The 18453-nt window shown below is 69.7% G+C and carries 12 protein-coding genes and 1 pseudogene; 5 read left to right on the top strand and 8 right to left on the bottom strand.

From position 1 onward, the window contains the following. Positions 1–472 precede the first annotated feature (472 nt). Entirely contained in the window at positions 473–1186 is a 714-nt protein-coding gene (locus BTH_RS14870; RefSeq protein ID WP_011401799.1) for a phosphatase PAP2 family protein, read from the bottom strand. A gap of 27 nt (positions 1187–1213) precedes the next feature. After that, positions 1214–2458, bottom strand: coding sequence for a glycosyltransferase family 4 protein (locus BTH_RS14865; protein WP_009892991.1), 1245 nt, complete (start codon positions 2456–2458; stop codon positions 1214–1216). Positions 2459–2485: 27 nt separating this feature from the next. Between BTH_RS14865 and BTH_RS31060 the strand changes: the two are divergent. The 5 genes and pseudogenes from BTH_RS31060 to BTH_RS14845 form a co-directional block, all read left to right on the top strand. Beyond that, a pseudogene (locus BTH_RS31060) lies at positions 2486–2870 on the top strand (hypothetical protein); the annotation flags it as partial. Next, positions 2837–3475, top strand: coding sequence for a GNAT family N-acetyltransferase (locus BTH_RS14860; RefSeq protein WP_009892992.1), 639 nt, complete (start codon positions 2837–2839; stop codon positions 3473–3475). The pseudogene BTH_RS31060 and the gene BTH_RS14860, both read left to right, overlap by 34 nt. Next, entirely contained in the window at positions 3472–5064 is a 1593-nt protein-coding gene (locus BTH_RS14855; RefSeq protein WP_009892993.1) for a mannose-1-phosphate guanylyltransferase/mannose-6-phosphate isomerase, read from the top strand. Before BTH_RS14860 ends, BTH_RS14855 begins: the two co-directional genes overlap by 4 nt. A 33-nt stretch (positions 5065–5097) precedes the next feature. Then, entirely contained in the window at positions 5098–6294 is a 1197-nt protein-coding gene (locus BTH_RS14850) for a glycosyltransferase (protein ID WP_009892994.1), read from the top strand. A gap of 76 nt (positions 6295–6370) precedes the next feature. Continuing rightward, positions 6371–7639, top strand: coding sequence for an oligosaccharide flippase family protein (locus tag BTH_RS14845; RefSeq protein WP_009892996.1), 1269 nt, complete (start codon positions 6371–6373; stop codon positions 7637–7639). Positions 7640–7723: 84 nt separating this feature from the next. On the opposite strand, the gene BTH_RS14840 is transcribed toward BTH_RS14845, so the two are convergent. The 6 genes from BTH_RS14840 to BTH_RS14810 form a co-directional block, all read right to left on the bottom strand. After that, positions 7724–9841 (bottom strand): putative bifunctional diguanylate cyclase/phosphodiesterase, encoded by a 2118-nt coding sequence (locus tag BTH_RS14840; RefSeq protein ID WP_009892997.1) that lies wholly within the window; start codon positions 9839–9841, stop codon positions 7724–7726. A 605-nt stretch (positions 9842–10446) separates the two neighbouring features. Beyond that, positions 10447–11223 (bottom strand): class II aldolase/adducin family protein, encoded by a 777-nt coding sequence (locus BTH_RS14830; protein ID WP_009893000.1) that lies wholly within the window; start codon positions 11221–11223, stop codon positions 10447–10449. An 83-nt stretch (positions 11224–11306) separates the two neighbouring features. Further along, entirely contained in the window at positions 11307–13577 is a 2271-nt protein-coding gene (locus BTH_RS14825) for a TOMM precursor leader peptide-binding protein (RefSeq protein WP_009893001.1), read from the bottom strand. Positions 13578–13665: 88 nt separating this feature from the next. Continuing rightward, entirely contained in the window at positions 13666–14028 is a 363-nt protein-coding gene (locus BTH_RS14820) for a BMA_0021/BMA_0022 family TOMM bacteriocin (RefSeq protein ID WP_009893002.1), read from the bottom strand. A 1-nt stretch (position 14029) separates the two neighbouring features. Beyond that, positions 14030–14392: a BMA_0021/BMA_0022 family TOMM bacteriocin gene (locus tag BTH_RS14815; protein WP_009893003.1), complete on the bottom strand. Its 363-nt coding sequence runs from the start codon at positions 14390–14392 to the stop codon at positions 14030–14032. Beyond that, positions 14389–18450, bottom strand: coding sequence for a TOMM system kinase/cyclase fusion protein (locus BTH_RS14810; protein ID WP_011401796.1), 4062 nt, complete (start codon positions 18448–18450; stop codon positions 14389–14391). Before BTH_RS14810 ends, BTH_RS14815 begins: the two co-directional genes overlap by 4 nt. Positions 18451–18453: the final 3 nt, after the last annotated feature.

Here is an 18453-nt window from a genome sequence, read left to right as displayed (position 1 = left end):
GCGACTCAAGGTACGCCCCGACAGCCGCGACACGCGTCGAATCGCCCGCGTCGCCGGGCTCGTTGAACTCGTCCGGTCAGGTTTCGCGGCTCGCCGCGCAACCCATTTCACCTCGCTCTCTCAGGATGGCTTTACTGCGTTTGCTGCGTCGCGCTCAAGAAGCGGACTGTCGAAGTTACTCTACCATTCGCGCTCTTTTGCAATCGAATTCCCATCCGTGATTTGACCATCGTTGACCATTTATTGGGCAACCGTCACGGCCCGAATCGGACACTTTCACCCGCTTCGCTCATTGTCGCGCAGCCGCGCCGTAATGTTTGTGTATGAATGAAACAAATTCCTCCGAATTGGCCGGCTTCCGCCCGGCATTATTGAGATAAGACGCGTGTGCGACCCCGAGGGCCGTCTACATCGAATACTTGCGTCGACGTCAAAGCGGTTTGTCTACATCGCCTGAACGAAGCGCTCGGGTTCAGCGCGCGTCTTCAAGCCAGACTCGGCTCCATTCCGCGATCTTCGGCGCCGCGTGCGAGATCCACGCGCTCACGGGCACGCTGCGCCCGTAGCACGACACGGCGATCGTGCACGCCACCGCGACGAACATGACCGTCGATCGCGAGACGCGCGCCGTGCGCCGCGCGGCAACCGCATCGGCGCCCGCGTGCCGATATACAACGTCGATGCCATGTTCACGCAGCGGCGTCGGAATATTCCGAGCCGCATGCGTGCCGCCCGCATGCACGCCGGCGATGCCGCGCGCCCATCTCGCCGTCGACACCGCGACAGCCGCGCCGAGCAGCCAGCCCGACACGATCTCGGACCACGAATGAAAGCCGAGCAGCACGCGCGAGAGGCCGATCGCGAACGCGAACGCAAGGCCCGCCGAGATCGCGCGCCGCACATGCGCGTCGCGCACGCATATCGCCGCGACGAGCGGATACACCGCCGCGCCGAGCATCGTGTGACCGCTCACGCCGGTGAAACGCCATGCGGCGATGCCGATTCCCCAGCCCGCGTAGACGAACTTCGTCATCGCGACCACGCCGACCGCGCAAGCGAAACCGAACGCCAACACGAGCGCGGCGCGGCGGCGGCCCGTCGCCGCGAGCCAGCTCAATACCGCGAAAGCAAGCGGCGCGGTGAGTATCGGATCGCCGAAATTGGTCAGCAAAAAGAGTAATCGCATCACGTCAGATCGCAGAGACGCTCGCGCTCAGATGCGCGCGAGCGTTCCGTTCCGGGAAGCGTCAAGCGGCGACGCCGCCGAATCGCGCTCGACGGATGCGGCGCCCGCCGCGACGCGCGATGCGAGCGGCCCGCCTTGCATCGTCTCGCTCAACTCCGCCTGCAACGCGGCGTAGCCCTCGAGCACGAAGCGCGAGAACGCCGAGCGAAACCGTGCGGCGCTGAAACGCTCCGCATTCGCGCGACACGCATGCGGATCGAACGTGCCCGCCGGCATCGCCTCGAACCGTTCGATCGCGTCGATCAGCGCATCGCAGGTCTGCTTCGCATAGAAGAGGCCCGTCGGCGCCGCGCCCGCCGCACGCACCGATTCGCACACGCCGCCCTTGCCATACGCGATCACGGGCGTGCCGCATGCCTGCGCCTCGACGGGCGAGATGCCGAAGTCCTCTTCCGCGGCGAATACGAACGCCTTCGCGCGCTGCAGATGATCGTGCAGCACGTCGAACGGCTGGTAGCCGAGCAGCGTGACGTTCGGGCCCGCGAGCGCGCGGATCTTCGCGGCCTCCGGCCCGTCGCCGATCACGACGAGCCGGCGCGACGGCATGTGCGAAAACGCCTCGACGATCAGATCGATCCGCTTGTACGGCACGAGACGCGACGCCGTCAGGTAGAAGTCGTCCTTCGTGTCGCGCAGCGCGAGATGGTCGACGTCGACAGGCGGATAGATGACCGTCGCATCGCGCCGATACGTCTTGCGAATGCGACGCGCGACGAAGCGCGAATTCGCCGCGAGCAAATCGACGCCGTTCGCGGAACGCGCATCCCAATTGCGAATGTAATGCAGCAGCGCGCGCGCAAGCGCCGATTTCAGGCCGCGCGCGAGCCCCGCCTCGTTCAGGTACTGATGCTGCAGATCCCACGCGTAACGCACGGGCGAATGCACGTAGCTCGCGTGCAATTGATCCGGGCCGTTCAGCACGCCCTTCGCGACCGCGTACGAACTCGACAGGATCAGGTCGTAGCCGGACAGATCGAACTGCTCGATCGCGAGCGGAAAGAGCGGCAGATAGCTGCGGTACTTGCTGCGCGCGAACGGCAATTTCTGGATGAACGACGTATGCACCGGCCGGCCACGCAGGCAAGAGCGGTCGTCGAGAAAATCGACGAGGCTGTAGATGTCGGCTTGCGGAAAACAGTCGATCATCTGCGCGAGCACACGCTCCGCGCCGCCATGCACCACCAGCCAGTCGTGAACGATTGCTACCTTCAAACAGGAAGTCCTTTTGATGTGCGCTGAGGCGCGTCGGATCGAACGCGGGTTGCGTCGTCAGCGAGCGGCGCGGGTGGCACGCAAGGCGCGTCGTCATCGCATGGCGGCCATTATCCGAACAAGCGCGCACGCCCTATGTGCGCAAGCGCACATTACGCAAGGATCGACTTCGCGGCTCGTGTGCGCTGCACACATCGGTGGTGCGCCGCACGCCGCGCTTCGCTCGTCACGCGCACGGTACGCTTTCGAACAGAACGGCGCGGGGTCCGCTCGTATCTTTGCGACCACTGGCCGCATCGCACACATCTCTCATGTCGCGGCGCACAAAACTCGCGCCGCACAACGCGGCGCGCGGCCCGGAAACGAGGAATCTCCATCATGGACTGGACATGCTGCGAATTCAGGCATCTGAGTTCGAACGAGCTTTACATGATCCTTCGCGCACGCAATGCAGTCCTCGTCGTCGAGGAAGCGCACACGCATCTCGACATCGACGGCAAGGACGAATGCGCGATTCACGTGTTCGCCACCGACAAGCGCGGCGAGCAGCCGGCGATCGCCGCTTACGCGCGCCTGCTGCCCGGTGACGACATCGACCCCGAAACGATGATCGACAAGATCCTGACGAGCGCCGCGCATCGCGACGATCGCACGATCGACGCGCTGATCGAGCACGTGCTGGCGGCCGCGCACGCGCGCTGGCCGGATGCGCCGGTGCGCGTGCAGGCGCCCGCGCAACGCGAAGACTTCTATAACCGCTTCGGCTTCCGCAAGGTAGACGGGCCGTATCTCGAGCACGGCGCGCCGTACGTGGGCATGCTGCGCGCGGCGAGCAGCCCGTCGAAGGCCGTGCGCGATCTGCTCGATCGCGTCGGCACCGCGACGAGCGCAAGCGTGAGCGCCGTCGCCTCGGCCGCGGCGCGCAAGACGCGCAAGGCCAATGCCGAATCCACCACCGAAGACGAGCGCTACGCGTTCGCCGGCCGACTGCCGGCCGACTCCGGAATGAACCGATGATCGATCTCGCCACGAACACCCCTTCCGCCGCGCCTCGCGACGCCGTGCCGCGCATCCTGCCCGTGATTCTCGCGGGCGGCTCCGGCACGCGCCTCTGGCCGCTGTCTCGCGAGCACCATCCGAAGCAGCTGATCGACCTGATCGCGGACGAATCGCCGCTGTCCGCCACGGCGCGCCGCCTCACCGGCATCTCGAACGCCGAGCTCGCCGACACGCTGCTGCTCGTCTGCGGCGAGCAGCATCGCTTCACGAGCGCCGCGCAAGTGAGCGCGCGCGGCCTGCGCGCACGCATCCTGCTCGAGCCGGCCGCGCGCAACACGGCGCCCGCGCTCACGCTCGCCGCGCTCGAAGCGCTCGCGCATCACGGCGACCCCGTGCTCGCGGCGATGCCCGCCGATCACGCGGTGTCCGATACGCGTGCGTTCCAGGACACGGTCGCGCAAGCGGCGCGCTACGCGCAGGACGGCGCGATCGTCACGCTCGGCGTGCTGCCGCGCCGCGCGGAAACGGGCTACGGCTACATCAAGGTCGGCGCGCCGCTCGCGGATTCGAACGGCGTCGAGGGCGGCCACGCGATCGACAGCTTCGTCGAGAAGCCGCATCAGGAACTCGCGCAGCAATACCTGCAATCCGGCGACTACTGGTGGAACAGCGGCATCTTCGTCGTGCGCGCGTCGACATGGCTCGCGGCGATCCGCGCGCTGCAGCCGGACATGTACGCGGCCTGCGAAGCGGCGTGGCGCGACGGCACGGATGAGGGCCAGTTCTTCAAGGCCGACGCGCAACGATTCGCCGCATGCCCGTGCGACTCGATCGACTACGCGGTGATGGAGCGCCTGACGGGCGCACGCGCGCTCGGCATCCCGGGCGTGATCGTGCCGCTCGCGGCCGGCTGGTCCGACGTCGGCTCGTGGGACGCGATCTGGGAACTACTGCCGAAGGACGAAGCGGGCAACGTCGCGCGCGGCGAGGTGCTGTTCGAAGGCACCGAGGACAGCTTCGCGCGCTCCGAAGGCCGGCTCGTCGCCTGCGTCGGGCTCAAGGACGTGGTGGTCGTCGAGACGCCCGACGCCGTGCTCGTCGCGAACAAGCATCGCGTGCAGGACGTGAAGACCGTCGTCGCGCGCCTGAAGTCCGGCCAGCGCGAGCAGGTGCGCGATCACCGCAAGGTGCAGCGCCCGTGGGGCTACTACGATTCGATCGATCGCGGCGAGCGCTTCCAGGTGAAGCGGATCGTCGTCGATCCGGGCAAGCAGTTGTCGCTGCAGATGCACTATCACCGCGCCGAGCACTGGATCGTCGTGCGCGGCACCGCGAAGGTCACGCGCGGCGACGAGACGTTCCTGCTGAGCGAGAACGAATCGACGTACATCGCGGTCGGCGCGGTTCACCGCCTGGAGAACCCGGGCAAGATTCCGCTCGAGATCATCGAGGTTCAATCGGGCGACTATCTCGGCGAAGACGACATCGTTCGCTTCGACGACCGTTACGGCCGCGCGAGCGCGCAACCGGCGCCCGATGCGGCGAAGCCGGCCGATGCCGAGCCCGCGCCATCCGCCGAGCCCGCACGCGCGCTCGGCGGGCACTGAGAAGCGCGGGCCGATCCGCCCGCGCCGTTTCGCATGAAAGTACTCGTCATCAACGATTTCGCCCGCAAGGGCGGCGCCGAAGAGGTCTACCGGACATCGGTCGACGTCCTGCGCGCGCAACCGGGCGTCGAAGTCGCGACGTTCGACGAGAGCGCGTTCGAAGGGGCGTCGAGCGGCGCGGCGCGCGCATGGAACGCGCCCGCCGCGCGCGCGCTCGCGGCCGTGCTCGAACGCGAGGCGCCGCAGCGCGTGCTCGTGCACAACTATCACAACCTGCTGTCGCCTTCCGTCGTGCCGGCGATCGCGCGCTACAAGCGACGCACCGGCTGTCGCGCGTACCTCACCTGCCACGACTACCATCTCGTCTTCTACAACCCGAACCTGCTGACCTATCCGCGCGGACGCGCGACGCCGCTGCCGCTCGACGCGCTCGCGCGCGGCGCGCGGCTCTTCCAGCGCTCGAGCCCGCGCGGCGCGCTGCACGACGCGATCAAGAAGCTGCACTGGCACGCAGTCGACGCGCTCGTGCAACCCGCCGACGCGTTCGATCTGCTGCTCTGCCCGAGCCCGTACATGCGCGACGCGCTCGCGCGGCGCGGCATCGCGCGCACCGCGCTGCTACACAATCCGGTCAGCACCGCGCTCGCGCCGCGCGAGCCGAAATGCGCGGAGCGCGAGCGGCTCGATCTCGCGTTCGTCGGCCGCATCGATCCGGAAAAGGGGCTCGACGAATTTCTCGAACTCGCGCGCGCGTCGCGCTTCGAGCGCATCGCGAGCGTGACCGTGTACGGCGACGGCGGCCAGCGCGCGATGCTCGAACGCAAGTACGCGGATCTGATCGCGGCGGGCCAGTTGCGCTTTGCCGGCCGCCTCGATCACGCGCAGCTTTTCGTTGCGCTGCGCGAGCACGACGCGCTCGTGCTGCCGTCGGTATGGGCGGAAAACGCGCCGCTCGTGATCGTCGAGGCGGCGATGATCGGTTTGCCCGTGCTCGTTCACGATGTCGGCAGCCTGTCGAGCTTCGGCGACGAGATCGGCAACAAGATCCGCTACGCGCGCAACGAAGCGAGCCTCGCGCGCGCGCTCGACGCGTTGCGCGCGCATCTGCGCGATCCGCGGCGCCGTTACGACTGGTCGCTCTACACGCGGCGGCATTACGCCGAACGCCTGGCCGCGCTGCTGCAACTGAACGCCGGCAAAGCCCGGGAACTCGCGCCGCAATGCGATTGATCGATCCGCTTCACCTCGCCGCGCGCGCCACGAGCGCGCGCGGCACGATGTCGCCCATGCGACGCGAAGGCCACGCATGACGACCGTCCGCAAGAACTTCCTGCTGCTGATGACGCTGCAGATCTCGACCTATGTCGTGCCGCTCGTCACGCTGCCGCTCCTCACGCGCGTGCTCGGTCCCGAAGCGTACGGTCAGCTGTCGTTCGTGCTCGCCGTCATCACGTACTTCATCAATTTCACGAACTACAGCTTCGATCTGACCGCGACGCCGCGCGTCGCGCTCGCGCACGACGATCTCGCCGCGCGCTCGCGGATCTTCTGGGCGACCTTCGCCGCGCAGGCCGCGATCACGGTGGCCGGCTTCGCGATCCTGCTCGCGCTCACGTTCGCGATCGACCGGTTCGCGATCGACCGCACGCTGCTCGTGATCGGCTTCGGCATGACGGTGGGCGCCGCGCTCACGCCCGGCTGGTATTTCCAGGGCATCCAGAAGCTGCGCATCTACAGCATGACGCTGTTCGCGTGCCGCGCGCTCAGCGTGCCGGCGATGTACCTGTTCGTGCGCTCGCCCGCCGACCTGATCGACGCGGTCGCGATCAACGCGGCCGTGCCGCTCGTGTGCGGCGTGCTCGTGTTCGGCTATCTGATCGTGCGGCGCGAAGTGGCGTTCGTGCGCATCGGCGCGGCCGATGTCGCCTCATCGCTCAAGGGCGGCTGGCAAGTGTTTCTCGCATCGACTTCGGTTGCGTTCTACGCGTCGACGAACACCGTGCTGCTCGGCTTCGTGTCGGGCAACGTGGCGGCGGGCTACTTCGCCGCGGGCGACAAGCTGATCCGCTCGGCCATCAGCCTGCTGCAGCCGCTGAAGGCGGCCGCGTATCCGCACGTCAGCTATCTGATGCATCACGCGCGCGAGGACGCGATGTCGTTTCTGCGCAAGCTGCTCGTCGTGCAGGGCGCAATGGTGCTCACGATCTCGCTGGCAATTTTCGCGCTGGCGCCGCTCGCCGTGCACATTCTGTACGGCCCGACCTATGAGCCGACGGTCGGCGTGCTGCGCTGCATGGCGTTCATTCCGTTCATGGCCGGCATGACCGATCTGTTCGGCGTGCAGACGATGCTGCCGCTCGGCATGAAGAGCGCATTCAGCCGCGTGCTGATTTCGTCCGGCGTGCTGAACGTCGCGCTGCTGCCGCTGCTCGCGAAGTTCTTCGCCGAGCAGGGCGCGGCCGCCGCCGTGCTGATCGCGGAGACCGCGGTCGCCGCGACGCTCGCGTACGTGCTGTATCGCAAGCGCGTGTCGATCTTCGCGCGGCCGGCGGCGCGCCCCGCTCCGCGCGGATAGACGGCTCGCGGCTCGTGACGCGACAAAGCGATCGGGCGCCGGGCATTCGGCACGCGAGAGGCGCCCGCGCCGCCGGGCGCGGCGCTACGAACGCGCCGCCTCGCGCCACGGCACGGGCCGCCCGATGTAATAGCCCTGCGCATAATCGACGCCGAGCGCGGCGAGCTTTTGCAGCGTCGCGGCGCTATCGACGTACTCGGCGATCGTCTTGCAATTCATCGCATGCCCGATGTCGTTGATCGACGCGACGATGTCGAGGCTCGCTGCGTCGTTCGCGATGCCCGTCACGAAGCTGCCGTCGATCTTCAGGTACTCGACGGGCAGTTGCTTCAGATAACTGAGCGACGCCATCCCCGAGCCGAAATCGTCGAGCGCGAACCGGCAGCCGAGCGCCTTGAGCTCATGCATGAATCGCAGCGCGCCGGCGAGGTTCGCGATCGCGGCCGTCTCGGTGATCTCGAAGCAGATCAGCGCGGGCGCGACGCGCGTCCGTGCGAACTGCTCGAGCACGTAATCGAGAAAGCGCTCGTCGCCGATCGAGATTCCCGACAGATTGATCGCGTATTCGCTGAAGCGCCGGCTGCGCGCGCGAGCGAGCGCGTCGAACACCGTGCGCACGACCCAGCGGTCGATGTCCGTCACGAGCCCGTAGCGTTCGGCCGCGCGAATGAAATGCCCCGGCGGCGCGACGCCCTCGCGCTCGCCGAGCGCGCCCATCCGCAGCAGCAGCTCGCCCCGCCTCGCGCGCGGCGGGCGGCTCGCGCCTTGCGTCGCCGTATCGACGATCGGCTGCACGTACAGGCAGAAATCGTCGCATTCGAGCGCCTGCCTCACGCGCGCGCACCACGACACGTCATTGATATGGTGCGCGAGCTCGTGGTCGTGCGGATCGGCCAGTTGCACGCGGTTGCGCCCGCGCGCCTTCGCGAAGTCGCACGCGATGCCGGCAAGGCGCACCGCATCCTCGACGCGCGGCACGCGGTCCGGCGCGCCGAGCAACGCGACGCCGACGCTCGCCGTCACCGAGAACGGCTGGCCCTCCCAGACGAACACGAAACCGTCGACGCTCGCGCGCAGGCGCTCGGCCGCGCACGCGGCCGACGCTTCGTCGCCCGCGTCGAGCAGCACGCAGAATTCGTCGCCGCCGAGCCGCGCGACGACGTCGGTCGACGCCGCGCACGCCACGAGGCGCGCGGCGAGCGCGGCGAGCATCGCGTCGCCCGCCGCGTAGCCGCACGTGTCGTTGACGATCCGAAAGCAGTCGAGATCGATGAACAGCAGCGCGACCGGCCCGCGCACGTTGGCCGCGAGCGCGAAATCGACGCGGCGTTCGAACTCGGCGCGATTCGGCAGGCCGGTGAGCGGATCGTGCGTCGTCTGCCGCGCCAGGCGGCGCACGAGATCGTGCTCGGCCGCGAGACTCTTCAGCACGAGCACGCGGCCGCTGCCGCATGCGCGCCGCGCGTGCCCGGACGGCGGCGCGATCGACGACGCGGTGGCGCGCACGGCGATCGCGCCGCCGTCGGCGCGGTACAGCGTCGCGTCGCAACTGCCGCCATCCTCGAGACCGCCGAGCGGCGCGTCGCACGAGGCGGCCGAACCGGACGAAGCGCACGCATCGGACCAATCGAACACGTCGGACGGGCCGCCCGCCTCGGCGCCCGCGCGCGCGAGGCGCAGCGTCGACACGAGCGGGCGGCCGCGACAATCGTCGGCGAGCATGCCGATCAACTGCTCCGCCGCCGGATTCAAGCATTCGACTCGCCCCGCCCGCCCGGTGAAGATCACGCCGTCGCCGACGGCGACGAGCGCCGCGCGCGCTCGCGCTTCGCTCATCGCGAGCGCGCCCTCCGCCTCGCCGAGGCGAAGCGCGAGCCGTCTGATCCGGAACACGGGCAGCAGCGCAAGCGCGAGCATGCCGAGCAGGCTCAAAGCGAGCGCGATGGCGGCCGGCTCGCGAAACGTCGAATCGATCATGTCCAGGTACGGTTGCGATTGTGGGAGCGCCGCGGCGCCCGCTTCGGGCGATCGCGGCATCGGGTTCGGCGCAACGTCGACGCCGGGGCCGCGCGCCTCGCCCCGCGCCGGATGCGCGGCGGCGGCCGTGTACGCGCGAGCGGGTTCGAACCGCCATGCACGCGGCGCATCCGACGCGTTCGCACCCGCCGTGCACGTCGCATCGTGCGCGCGCCGCTCGCGCATGCCGATCGCGCCGAACACGCGCTCGATCGCGTCGGCGCGCGGCCGGGCACGACGCCGTGCAGCTCGGCGGACAGCAGCGCCGCGCCGAGCAAGGCCGCCGTCAGCGCGATCGCGACGGCCGGGCGCACGGACCGGACGCACCGCGCGTTCGGTCCGCGAGACGGTCGACTGGGGACGGAAGCCATCGATGCATCGCCGAAAACGGCAAGTCGCGTTCATTTCGAGCGCGCATTCGATTAATCGGTCCTAAATTCGGATGCCGAATCGATTTCGATTGCGCCCATTCAACTCGATACGATCATCCACGACATCGCAATGCGAGTGTGTGGGCTGGATGACGCAATTCATTTCGAATTGCGCACGCCAGAACCGGCGTGCTCCCTTCCCGCCATCGCATATCGGGCCTGGCGCTCAACCCGGCGTCGAATGAAAGTGATTCGCCAGGGCACCACCTCGCTTGCGCCATAAGATAATCGAACGAAAGCGAAATTCGAAATATAAACCATCAAATTTCAATTCCGAATGCGGACGCGCCGGATCAATTGATTCTTAATATTTGAAGTCAATCCGGCGACCGATTTTGATCGGAACAATCGCCGCCGCATTCAGCTCCGGTAACCCGGATCGACCCGGTCGACGATCCGCTGCAGCGCGTCGAACGCATCCTGCCCCGCGCCGTAGCGCGGATCGAGGTTCAGCGAATCGCGCGCGCACGCCTCCAGGATCGGCGCGTCGATCTCGAGCGGCTCGCCGAGCGCCTGCGTCGCGACCTGCACTTCGCACGCGCGATGAAGCAGCCACATCAACGAGAACGCGTGCGCGAGCGTGCGGCCGATCGCGACGGGCCCATGATTGCGCAGCAGCAGCACCGGACGCCCCGCCGCGCTGTCGACGATCCGCCGGCCTTCGTCCGGCCGCACGGTGATGCCCTCGAAATCGTGATGCGCGACGCGCCCATGCAGTTGCGCCGCATAGAAATTGGAGTACGACAGCCCGCGCCGCGACGCGCACACGGCCATCGTCGGCGTCGTGTGCACGTGCATCACGCAGTGCGCGTCGGGCAGCGCCAGGTGAATCGCCGCATGAAACGTGAAGCCGGCCGGATTGATCGGCCAGTCGGAGTGGCCGACCGGGCGCCCTTCGACGTCGACCTTCACGAGATTCGATGCGCACACCTCGCGGTAATGCAGCCCGAACGGGTTGATCAGGAAATGCGTGTCTTCGCCCGGCACGCGCAGCGAGATGTGGTTGTAGATCAGCTCGCTCCAGCCGAGGTGATCGAAGATCCGGTACGCGGCCGCCAGCCGGACGCGCGCCTGCCACTCCGCGTCGGCAAAGCGCGGCGGGCGGGCAAACGGTTGATTCGGCGCTTGAATCGTCACGTGCGCTCCTCGTCGAATGATATCGATGCGCGCGCCGCACGCATCGAACGCGCGGCGCTCGCAAGCCCGGCAACTGGCCTGCGCTACAGGAACAGCAGCGCGCGATTGAGCTCGTCCTCGTCGCGCGGCCGCTCGCACCAGCGCTCGGCAACCGGCACCGAATACAGCCGCGGCGCGCCGAAGCGCGGCCAGAAGTGACACAGGCCCGGCGCGATCACCTGCACGACCGGCAGGCCGATGTCGGGCCGCGTCTTGTCGACGACGAGCGTATCGATGCCCGCCGCGGACAAGCGCGCGACGCCATTCTCGATGTCGCCCTTCAGATCGCACGCGCCGTGCGACGCCCGCGACGGCCCGCGCGTCGGCGGCAGCGCGGGATCGGGATGGAGGAACGCGTCGTCCGGCAGCTTGTCGGCGTCCCACGGCGGCGGCGCCGACGCGCCGACGTCGAGCAGTTGGTTCACTTCGGTGAGCGCGCGCTGCAACGCGATCCGGCTGTCGAGATGACAGCCGAAGCCGATCGAGAAACGCCCTGTCGCCGTTTCGCGCGCGAGCGCGACGAATACCGGCATGCGCAGGTCGTGCGTGATGTCGAGCGCCCACAGGCGCCAGCCGAGCGACGCATAGTCGGCGACGAGCGCATCGAAGTACGGATCGCCGAAGCTCTCGATGTCGACGGCCGGCCGGCGCAGCATGTTGTACCACCAGATCGCGACGGCATCGCGCTCGACGAGTTCGAGCAGGCCCTGCAGGATCGCCTCCTCGATGCACGCGCCCGCCGCGCAGCCGTTCGGGTTGTGCACGCAATAGGCGGCGCCGCTCGCGGCCGGCGTTTCCGCATAGCAGTAGGCAAGCGGCACGAGCCGCCGCGCGCCCGTCGCGATCGACCATGCGGGCGTCCAGTCGATCACGCTGTCGCGCGTGAAGCGCTGCGGCACCTGCTTGCGCGGATCGTCGGTCGTCGCGTTGTGGCGCTCGCGCCGCTCGAACTGGCGATCGCTGTATTGCTGCAGCGCGTTGACGTCGATCGGGCCGCCACCCGGCGGCGCGTGCGCGGACAGCTCCGCGAGGCTGCCGCGCAGCGTCGCCTCGTCGCCCTGATGAACGCCGCTGAAGCGTTCGAGCGCCTCGGCGAGCGCGCTCGCGCGCGCCTGCGCGTCGCTCGCGCCCTTGCCCGAGCACAGCTTGTCGAAACGGTTCTCGCGCGGCGCGCTCGGCGGACACACCAGGTAGCCGGCGACGTAGACGTGCCGCAGGCCGGCGTTGCGCCCGGGCATCGGATGCAGATAGGCGATCGGGCCGCTCACCGGGGAAATCAGATGTCCGTAGCGTTTGACGAGCTCGGCGGCGGCGAGTGTCCGATAGCCGCCCTCGCGGCGCGCGCCCGCATCCGCCGATGCGAGCGTCACCGGGCGCTCGGCCTGCTCGCGCATCCATCGCGCGTTGCCGCAGCGCGGACATTGCGGCCGCCTGACGACGCGATGCGCGGCGGTGGCGAGCGTGTCGACACGCAGCGACACGATGTGCGCGCTCGCATGGCGGCGGCGCTGCGCGTTCACCGCGATCTGCTCGACGAACGACGCGACGACGGCCGCGACGGCGGCTTCGCTCGCACGGCTATGCGCGCCCGGCAAGCGGGCCGCGTCGCTGCCGTGCAGGCGCGCGAGCAGCGTCTCGACCGGGCGGTTCAGCGCGGTCCAGTAGCGCACGCATTCGATGCAGGGCGGCGCGTCGGCGCCCGCCTCCTCCGTCGAGGCCGATGCCGACCGCGCGCCGGCCGGCGGGCCGAGCAGCGGGCCCAGCAGCGGCTCCACGCGATCGGGAACGACGACGAGCAGTGCGTCGCCGCGCGCCGCCGCGCGTTCGGCGGCGTCGATCAATTCGGCGCGCTCGTAGCCGTCCGCGAGCGCGACCGTCAGCGGCGCGTCGGGCGCGACGCCGATGCCGCACGCGGCGAATGCGTCGAGCTGCGCGCGCGGGTCCACGCCGAACGCGTCGACGGCGACCGCGAGGCGCGACGCGATGTCGCTCGCCGCATCGCCGTCGACGCCCGTGCGCTCATAGAAGCCGATCGCCGCGTCGCGCTCGCCGGGCGCGTCGGCGCGCACGTAACCGCGCCGCACCAGGTGATCGAGCGCGGCGAGCACCTCCCATTGAGAAAACCGCGCGGCGAGCGCCGCGAACGTCTGCGCGATCGTCAGGCGATCGCGCATGCACGCGGCGAGCGCGGGAAACACGTCGCCCGGCAACACCGAGCGTCTGAATTCGTCCACCACATACAACGCGCCGGAGCCGGTGTCGCGCACCAGCAGATGCGGCTTGAAACGCAGCACGCGCGAGAAGTCGTCGAGCATCGCCCACCCGTACGGGATACCGCGATCGAAAAGCGCGGTCCGCGCGCGAAATGCGCCGGGCCGCGCCGCAGGTCGCCGTGTGAACGGCTCAGCAGCAGGTGAAGAGGTAGGCGGGCCCGGCGTCGTTGTACGCGGCGAGCGCGATGGCTTCTTCAGCGAGGTTCGCGGGTTGCGCCGGAATGCCGACGCTCAACGAATTGACAGGCAGATACCAGCGCTGCTTTTCGGCATTCCAGCCATAGGCAGGCTCGTTCGCGGGCGCTTCGACGATCTTGAGATTCAGTATCCACGGGCAGCGATAGTCGAGATAGCGTTCGAGCGCGTCGTGCGGATCGGCGAGCAGCTTGCGCTTGAACTCCTCGTTCTCCCACGCCAGCGCGATCGCGCGAAGGTAGATTTCCTGGAACTCGAGCAGCGATTGCTGGGTGGGGACGGCGTTGTTGTCGGCCATGTCAGATCTCCTTGCGGTCCGGTCCGAACAGACTGATGTGCTTCGCGTTGTACGCGGCGAGCGCGGCGGCGCACTGCTCCGGCTTCGGCGCCGGCGGCAGCACGAGCTCGAGGCCGTTGATTTCGTTCGTCGTCCAGCCGCCGTTCACGAGCGGCGTCCACGTCGCGCTCTGCTTGTGCACCTTCAGATGCATCTTCATCGGGAACCGGTAGTCGAAACGCTTGTGCAGCGTTTCGACGGGATGCTCGACCAGATCGTCGAGAAACGCTTTGTCGTGCCACGCAACCGCGATCGCCTGCACGATCACCGCGCGGTATTCGAGAAACTGGTCGTACGTCGGCATGCTTGGGCTTCGGTCTGTCATCGCTCTTCTCCAATGGTTGAGCGGAGTCCTCGGTGCAGCTCGCGCAGCTCCGTCTGCGCTTTCTTCGCGATTCGAGCCATGCCGCCCTGCCGTGCGACCGCGGCGGCCCGCGCGCACAGCGCATCGATTTCGTCGGCCGCGCGGCGGCCGTACGCATCGCGCACGCAATGCGCCTTCTTGAGCAGCAGTTCCGCGACGTAATAGCGCTCGTCCATCGCTTCGGCAAGCGCGACGCATTCGTCGAGCGTCGCGATCGCGGCGTGCGCGTCGCCGCGCTCCGCATCGATATCGGCGACGACCGACGCGTAATACGTGAGGCCCAGCAGGCATCCCGACTCGCGCAGCGCATCGACGTTCGCGCGCGCCGCGTCGCGATCGCCGTCGCACCACGCGCGCACGACGGCCGCGTAGCGTTCGACCGCGTTGAGCCCGTAGCAGCGCGACAGCCCCAGCGCCGCGTCCGCCGTCGCGCGCGCGCCGTCCCTGTCGCCCGCGCATTGCTGCATCCGCGCGAGATACATCATCGTCACGCCGATCGTGGGCAGATGATCGCTGCAGGTCGCGAGATGCACCGCATCGCGCGCGAGCGCGAGCGTGCCCGGGACGTCGTCGTCGATGCCCCAGAGCACGCTCGCGCGCGCGGACAGCGCCCACGCGCGCGTGTCGAGGCCGAACGTGCGCCGATGATCGCCGTCGCGGCGCGGGTCGTACGCGGCGAGCGCCGCGTCGAATGCGTCGAGCGCGAGCGTGTAATGGCCGTCGATCCAGAGCGCCATGCCGCGCAGCGTATCGGCCGCGACGCGCAGATCCTCGCGCGCCGACGCGTGCGCGAGCGCCGAGAGCTGCGCGCCGGTGCGCCGCACCGCTTCGCGATCGCCGGCGACGTGGTGATACACGGCGACCGTCCACAACGCGCTCACGGCCGCCTTCGCGTCGCTCAGCTCGCCGACGCGCGACAGCACGCGGTCGGTATGCTCGCGCACGCGCGGATCGCCCCAGCCGTCGCGCGCCATCTGCGCGTGCGCGAGCGTCAGGTCGACCGAAACCGCGTCCTCCTGCTGCCCCGGGTAGTCGCAATGCAGCAGCCAGCCGCGCACCGCGCCCGCGTAGCGGATCGCGTCGTCGTGCAACGCGCGCGCGAGCGCGTGGCGCGCGGCCTCGATGCCGTGCGGCACCGCGTCGGCGAACGCGTGCGCGCGCGCGAAATGGTCGGCGATGCTCGCCGAAAGCGCCGCGGGATCGCCGTCCGCTCCGCGCGCGAGCAGCGCCCGCGCGACGCGCCGGTGATGCTCGCGGCGCATCGCGGCCGGCATCGATTCGTACGCGGCCTCGCGCAGCAGCGCGTGGCGAAACACGTACGTCGCGCCGCCGATCCGGTGCTGCGCGTACAGCACGCGGCCTTCGAGCAGCCGCCGCAACCGGTCGTCAAGTTCCGCGCCCGCGTGCGGCGAGGCTTCGGCGAGCAGCCGCGCATCGACTTCGAGGCCGATCGTCGCGGCGAGCTGCACGGTGTCGAGTGCGCCGTCCGCACGTTCGAGCGCGAGCTCGAGCGTCTCGCGCAAGCTGCCCGGCAGCGGACATCGTCCGGCTTCCGCGAGGTCCGGCAGGCGCCCGCTCGCGGTCGGCGCGACGCCGCCTTCGGCGAGCGCGCGGATCGTTTCCTCGACGTACAGCGGCACGCCGCCCGTGCGCTTCACGAGGAAGTCGAGCGCCGCGCGGTCCGCGACCGCGCCGGGCATCAGCGACACGATCAGATTGCGCGTCGCGGCGGCCGACAGGCGGCGCAGCATCAGCCGCTCGGTGCCGCGCCGCCACCGCTCGAGCTGCTCCGGCCGCGACGTCAGCACGACGCACACCGCCGCGCATGCCGGATGACGCACGAGCGCGTCGAGAAAATCGCCTGTCGCGCTGTCGCACCATTGCACGTCGTCGACGATCAGCAGCACGGGAGCGCGGCCGCCGAGCGAGCCGAGCAACTGGCACAGCACGTCGAAGAGCGCCTGCTGCTGCCGCGCGCCCGACCAGCGCAGCGTGTGCGCGCCGCCCGGCAGGCCGAGCCACGCGGCAAGCGTCGCGCGCGCGGACGCCCGATCGCCGTCGAACGCTTCGAGCATCCGGTCGAGCGCGTGCGGATCGCCCGCATCGAGCTGCCAGCGCGCGCGCACGAAACGCAGGATCGGAAAGAGCGCATGGTTCGTCTGCTCGGGCAGGCACACGCACGCGGCGCACGCGCCGCGCTGCGCGCGCACCGTCTCGCGCAACGCATGCACGAGCCGCGACTTGCCGATGCCCGGCTCGCCGACGACGAGCGTCGCGCGCCGCTGCGCGCGCGTGCCGCCCGCCGCCGCGCGCACCGCGTCGCGCCATGCGCGCGCAAGCGCCGCCTGCTCGCGGTCACGGCCGACGATGGGCGCAGCGTCGCCGAGCTCCAGCGATTCGAACGGCCCGCGCTCGTAGCGCTCGCCGAGCAGCTCGCGCACCGGCTGCGGCGCGGCGCCGGGTGCGGCGAACACGAGCGGCGTCGCCGCGGCGTCGACGTGGCGCTCGAGCGCGCGCGCCGCCTCGTCGCTCAGCAGGATGCCGCCCGGCGGCGCGATGCGCTGCAGCCCGACCGCCGCGCTCGCGATCGCGCCGCCCGACGCGCCGCGCGCGTTCGCAAGCGCGGTGCCGACGTGAATCGCGCCCGCGATCTCGATCCTCCACGCCGGCGCGCTCGCACCGGCGCCGGGCGAGCACGGCGCGTCCGCCGGCTGCCCCGCATGCCGCGTCATTTCGAGCGCCGCGCGGCACGCGCGCTGCGCGGGACGATCGATGCCTTCCGGGTAGCCGAAATAGACCAGCAGCGTGTCGCCGAGCGCGCCCGCGACGTGGCCGCCGTAGCGCACCGCGATGTCCGAGCAGCGCGTGAGCCACTGCGCGTGGAATGCGTCGAGCGCCTCCTCGGCCGCTGCCGCATCGTCCGGCTGCGCGCCGGTCGCGACGACCGTAACGCGGCAGCATAGCGCCGTGACCTGCCGACGGCCGACGGGCGCGTCGGGTGCGATCGTCCTGCCCGGTTCGCGATACGCGACGCCCGGCTCCGCCTGCGCGCGCCGCCCGTAGCGCAGGCCACCGACGAGCGCCGGAAAGTGGATCGCGCGAAACCGGTTCGCGAGCGCCTGCGCGGACTCCGCGCGCAGCCGCGGGTCCTTGTTCAGCGCATCGCGCAGCACGTCGCCAAGCGGATGCGCGGCGATCGCGGGCGGCAGCGCGACGTCGACGGGGCTCAGATGCTGATACAGCACGTCCGCGACGCTCGCGCCCTGCATCACCGGATGCCCGGTCAGGCACTCGATCACCATCAGGCCCCACGCGTAGAAATCGCTTTTCGCGGTCGGCGGCTCGCCGCGCAACTGCTCCGGCGCGCAATACTGCGGCGAGCCGAGCACCTCGGTCGTCGCGGTGAGCGTCAGTTCGTCGGCCGCGCGCGCATCGGGCAGCAGCGCGCCGATTCCGAAATCGAGGATCTTCGCGCACGGCTCGCCGTCGAGCGTCGTCACCATCACGTTCTGCGGCTTCAGGTCGCGATGCACGACGCCGTTCGCATGCGCGTGCGCGAGACCGTCCAGCACCTGCGCCATCAGCGCGCCCGTCGCCTCGGCGGGCAGCGCGCCGTCGGCCGCGAGCCGCGCGCGCAGCGTGCGGCCCGCGACGTGCTCGAACACGGCGAACAGCAGGCCGTCCGGCGTCTCGCCGCTGTCGAGCAGCGCGACGACATGCGGATGCGACAGCCGCGCGCACAGCGCCATCTCGCGCCGAAAGCGCGCGCGCAGCCGGGTGCGCTCGCGCGCGCCGCGCGGCGCGTCCTCGAGCAGCAGCTTGATCGCGACGCGCTGCGACGTGTCGAGCCGGATCGCCTCGTGCACGCGGCCCGCGCCGCCTTCGCCGATCACCCCGCCCAGCCGGTAGCGATGCTCGCCTTGCAGTTCGTCGCCTTCGCCAGGCAGCGGCGGCACAAGCCCGCGCGGCGAACGGCGATGGCCGGCGCGCGCGCGTTCATCCAGAACAGGAGCGGACATGTA

The organism is Burkholderia thailandensis E264, assembly GCF_000012365.1.
Lineage (GTDB): Bacteria > Pseudomonadota > Gammaproteobacteria > Burkholderiales > Burkholderiaceae > Burkholderia > Burkholderia thailandensis.
Note: the sequence above shows the minus strand (reverse complement) of the source record. Positions and strands in the feature narration are given on the sequence as shown.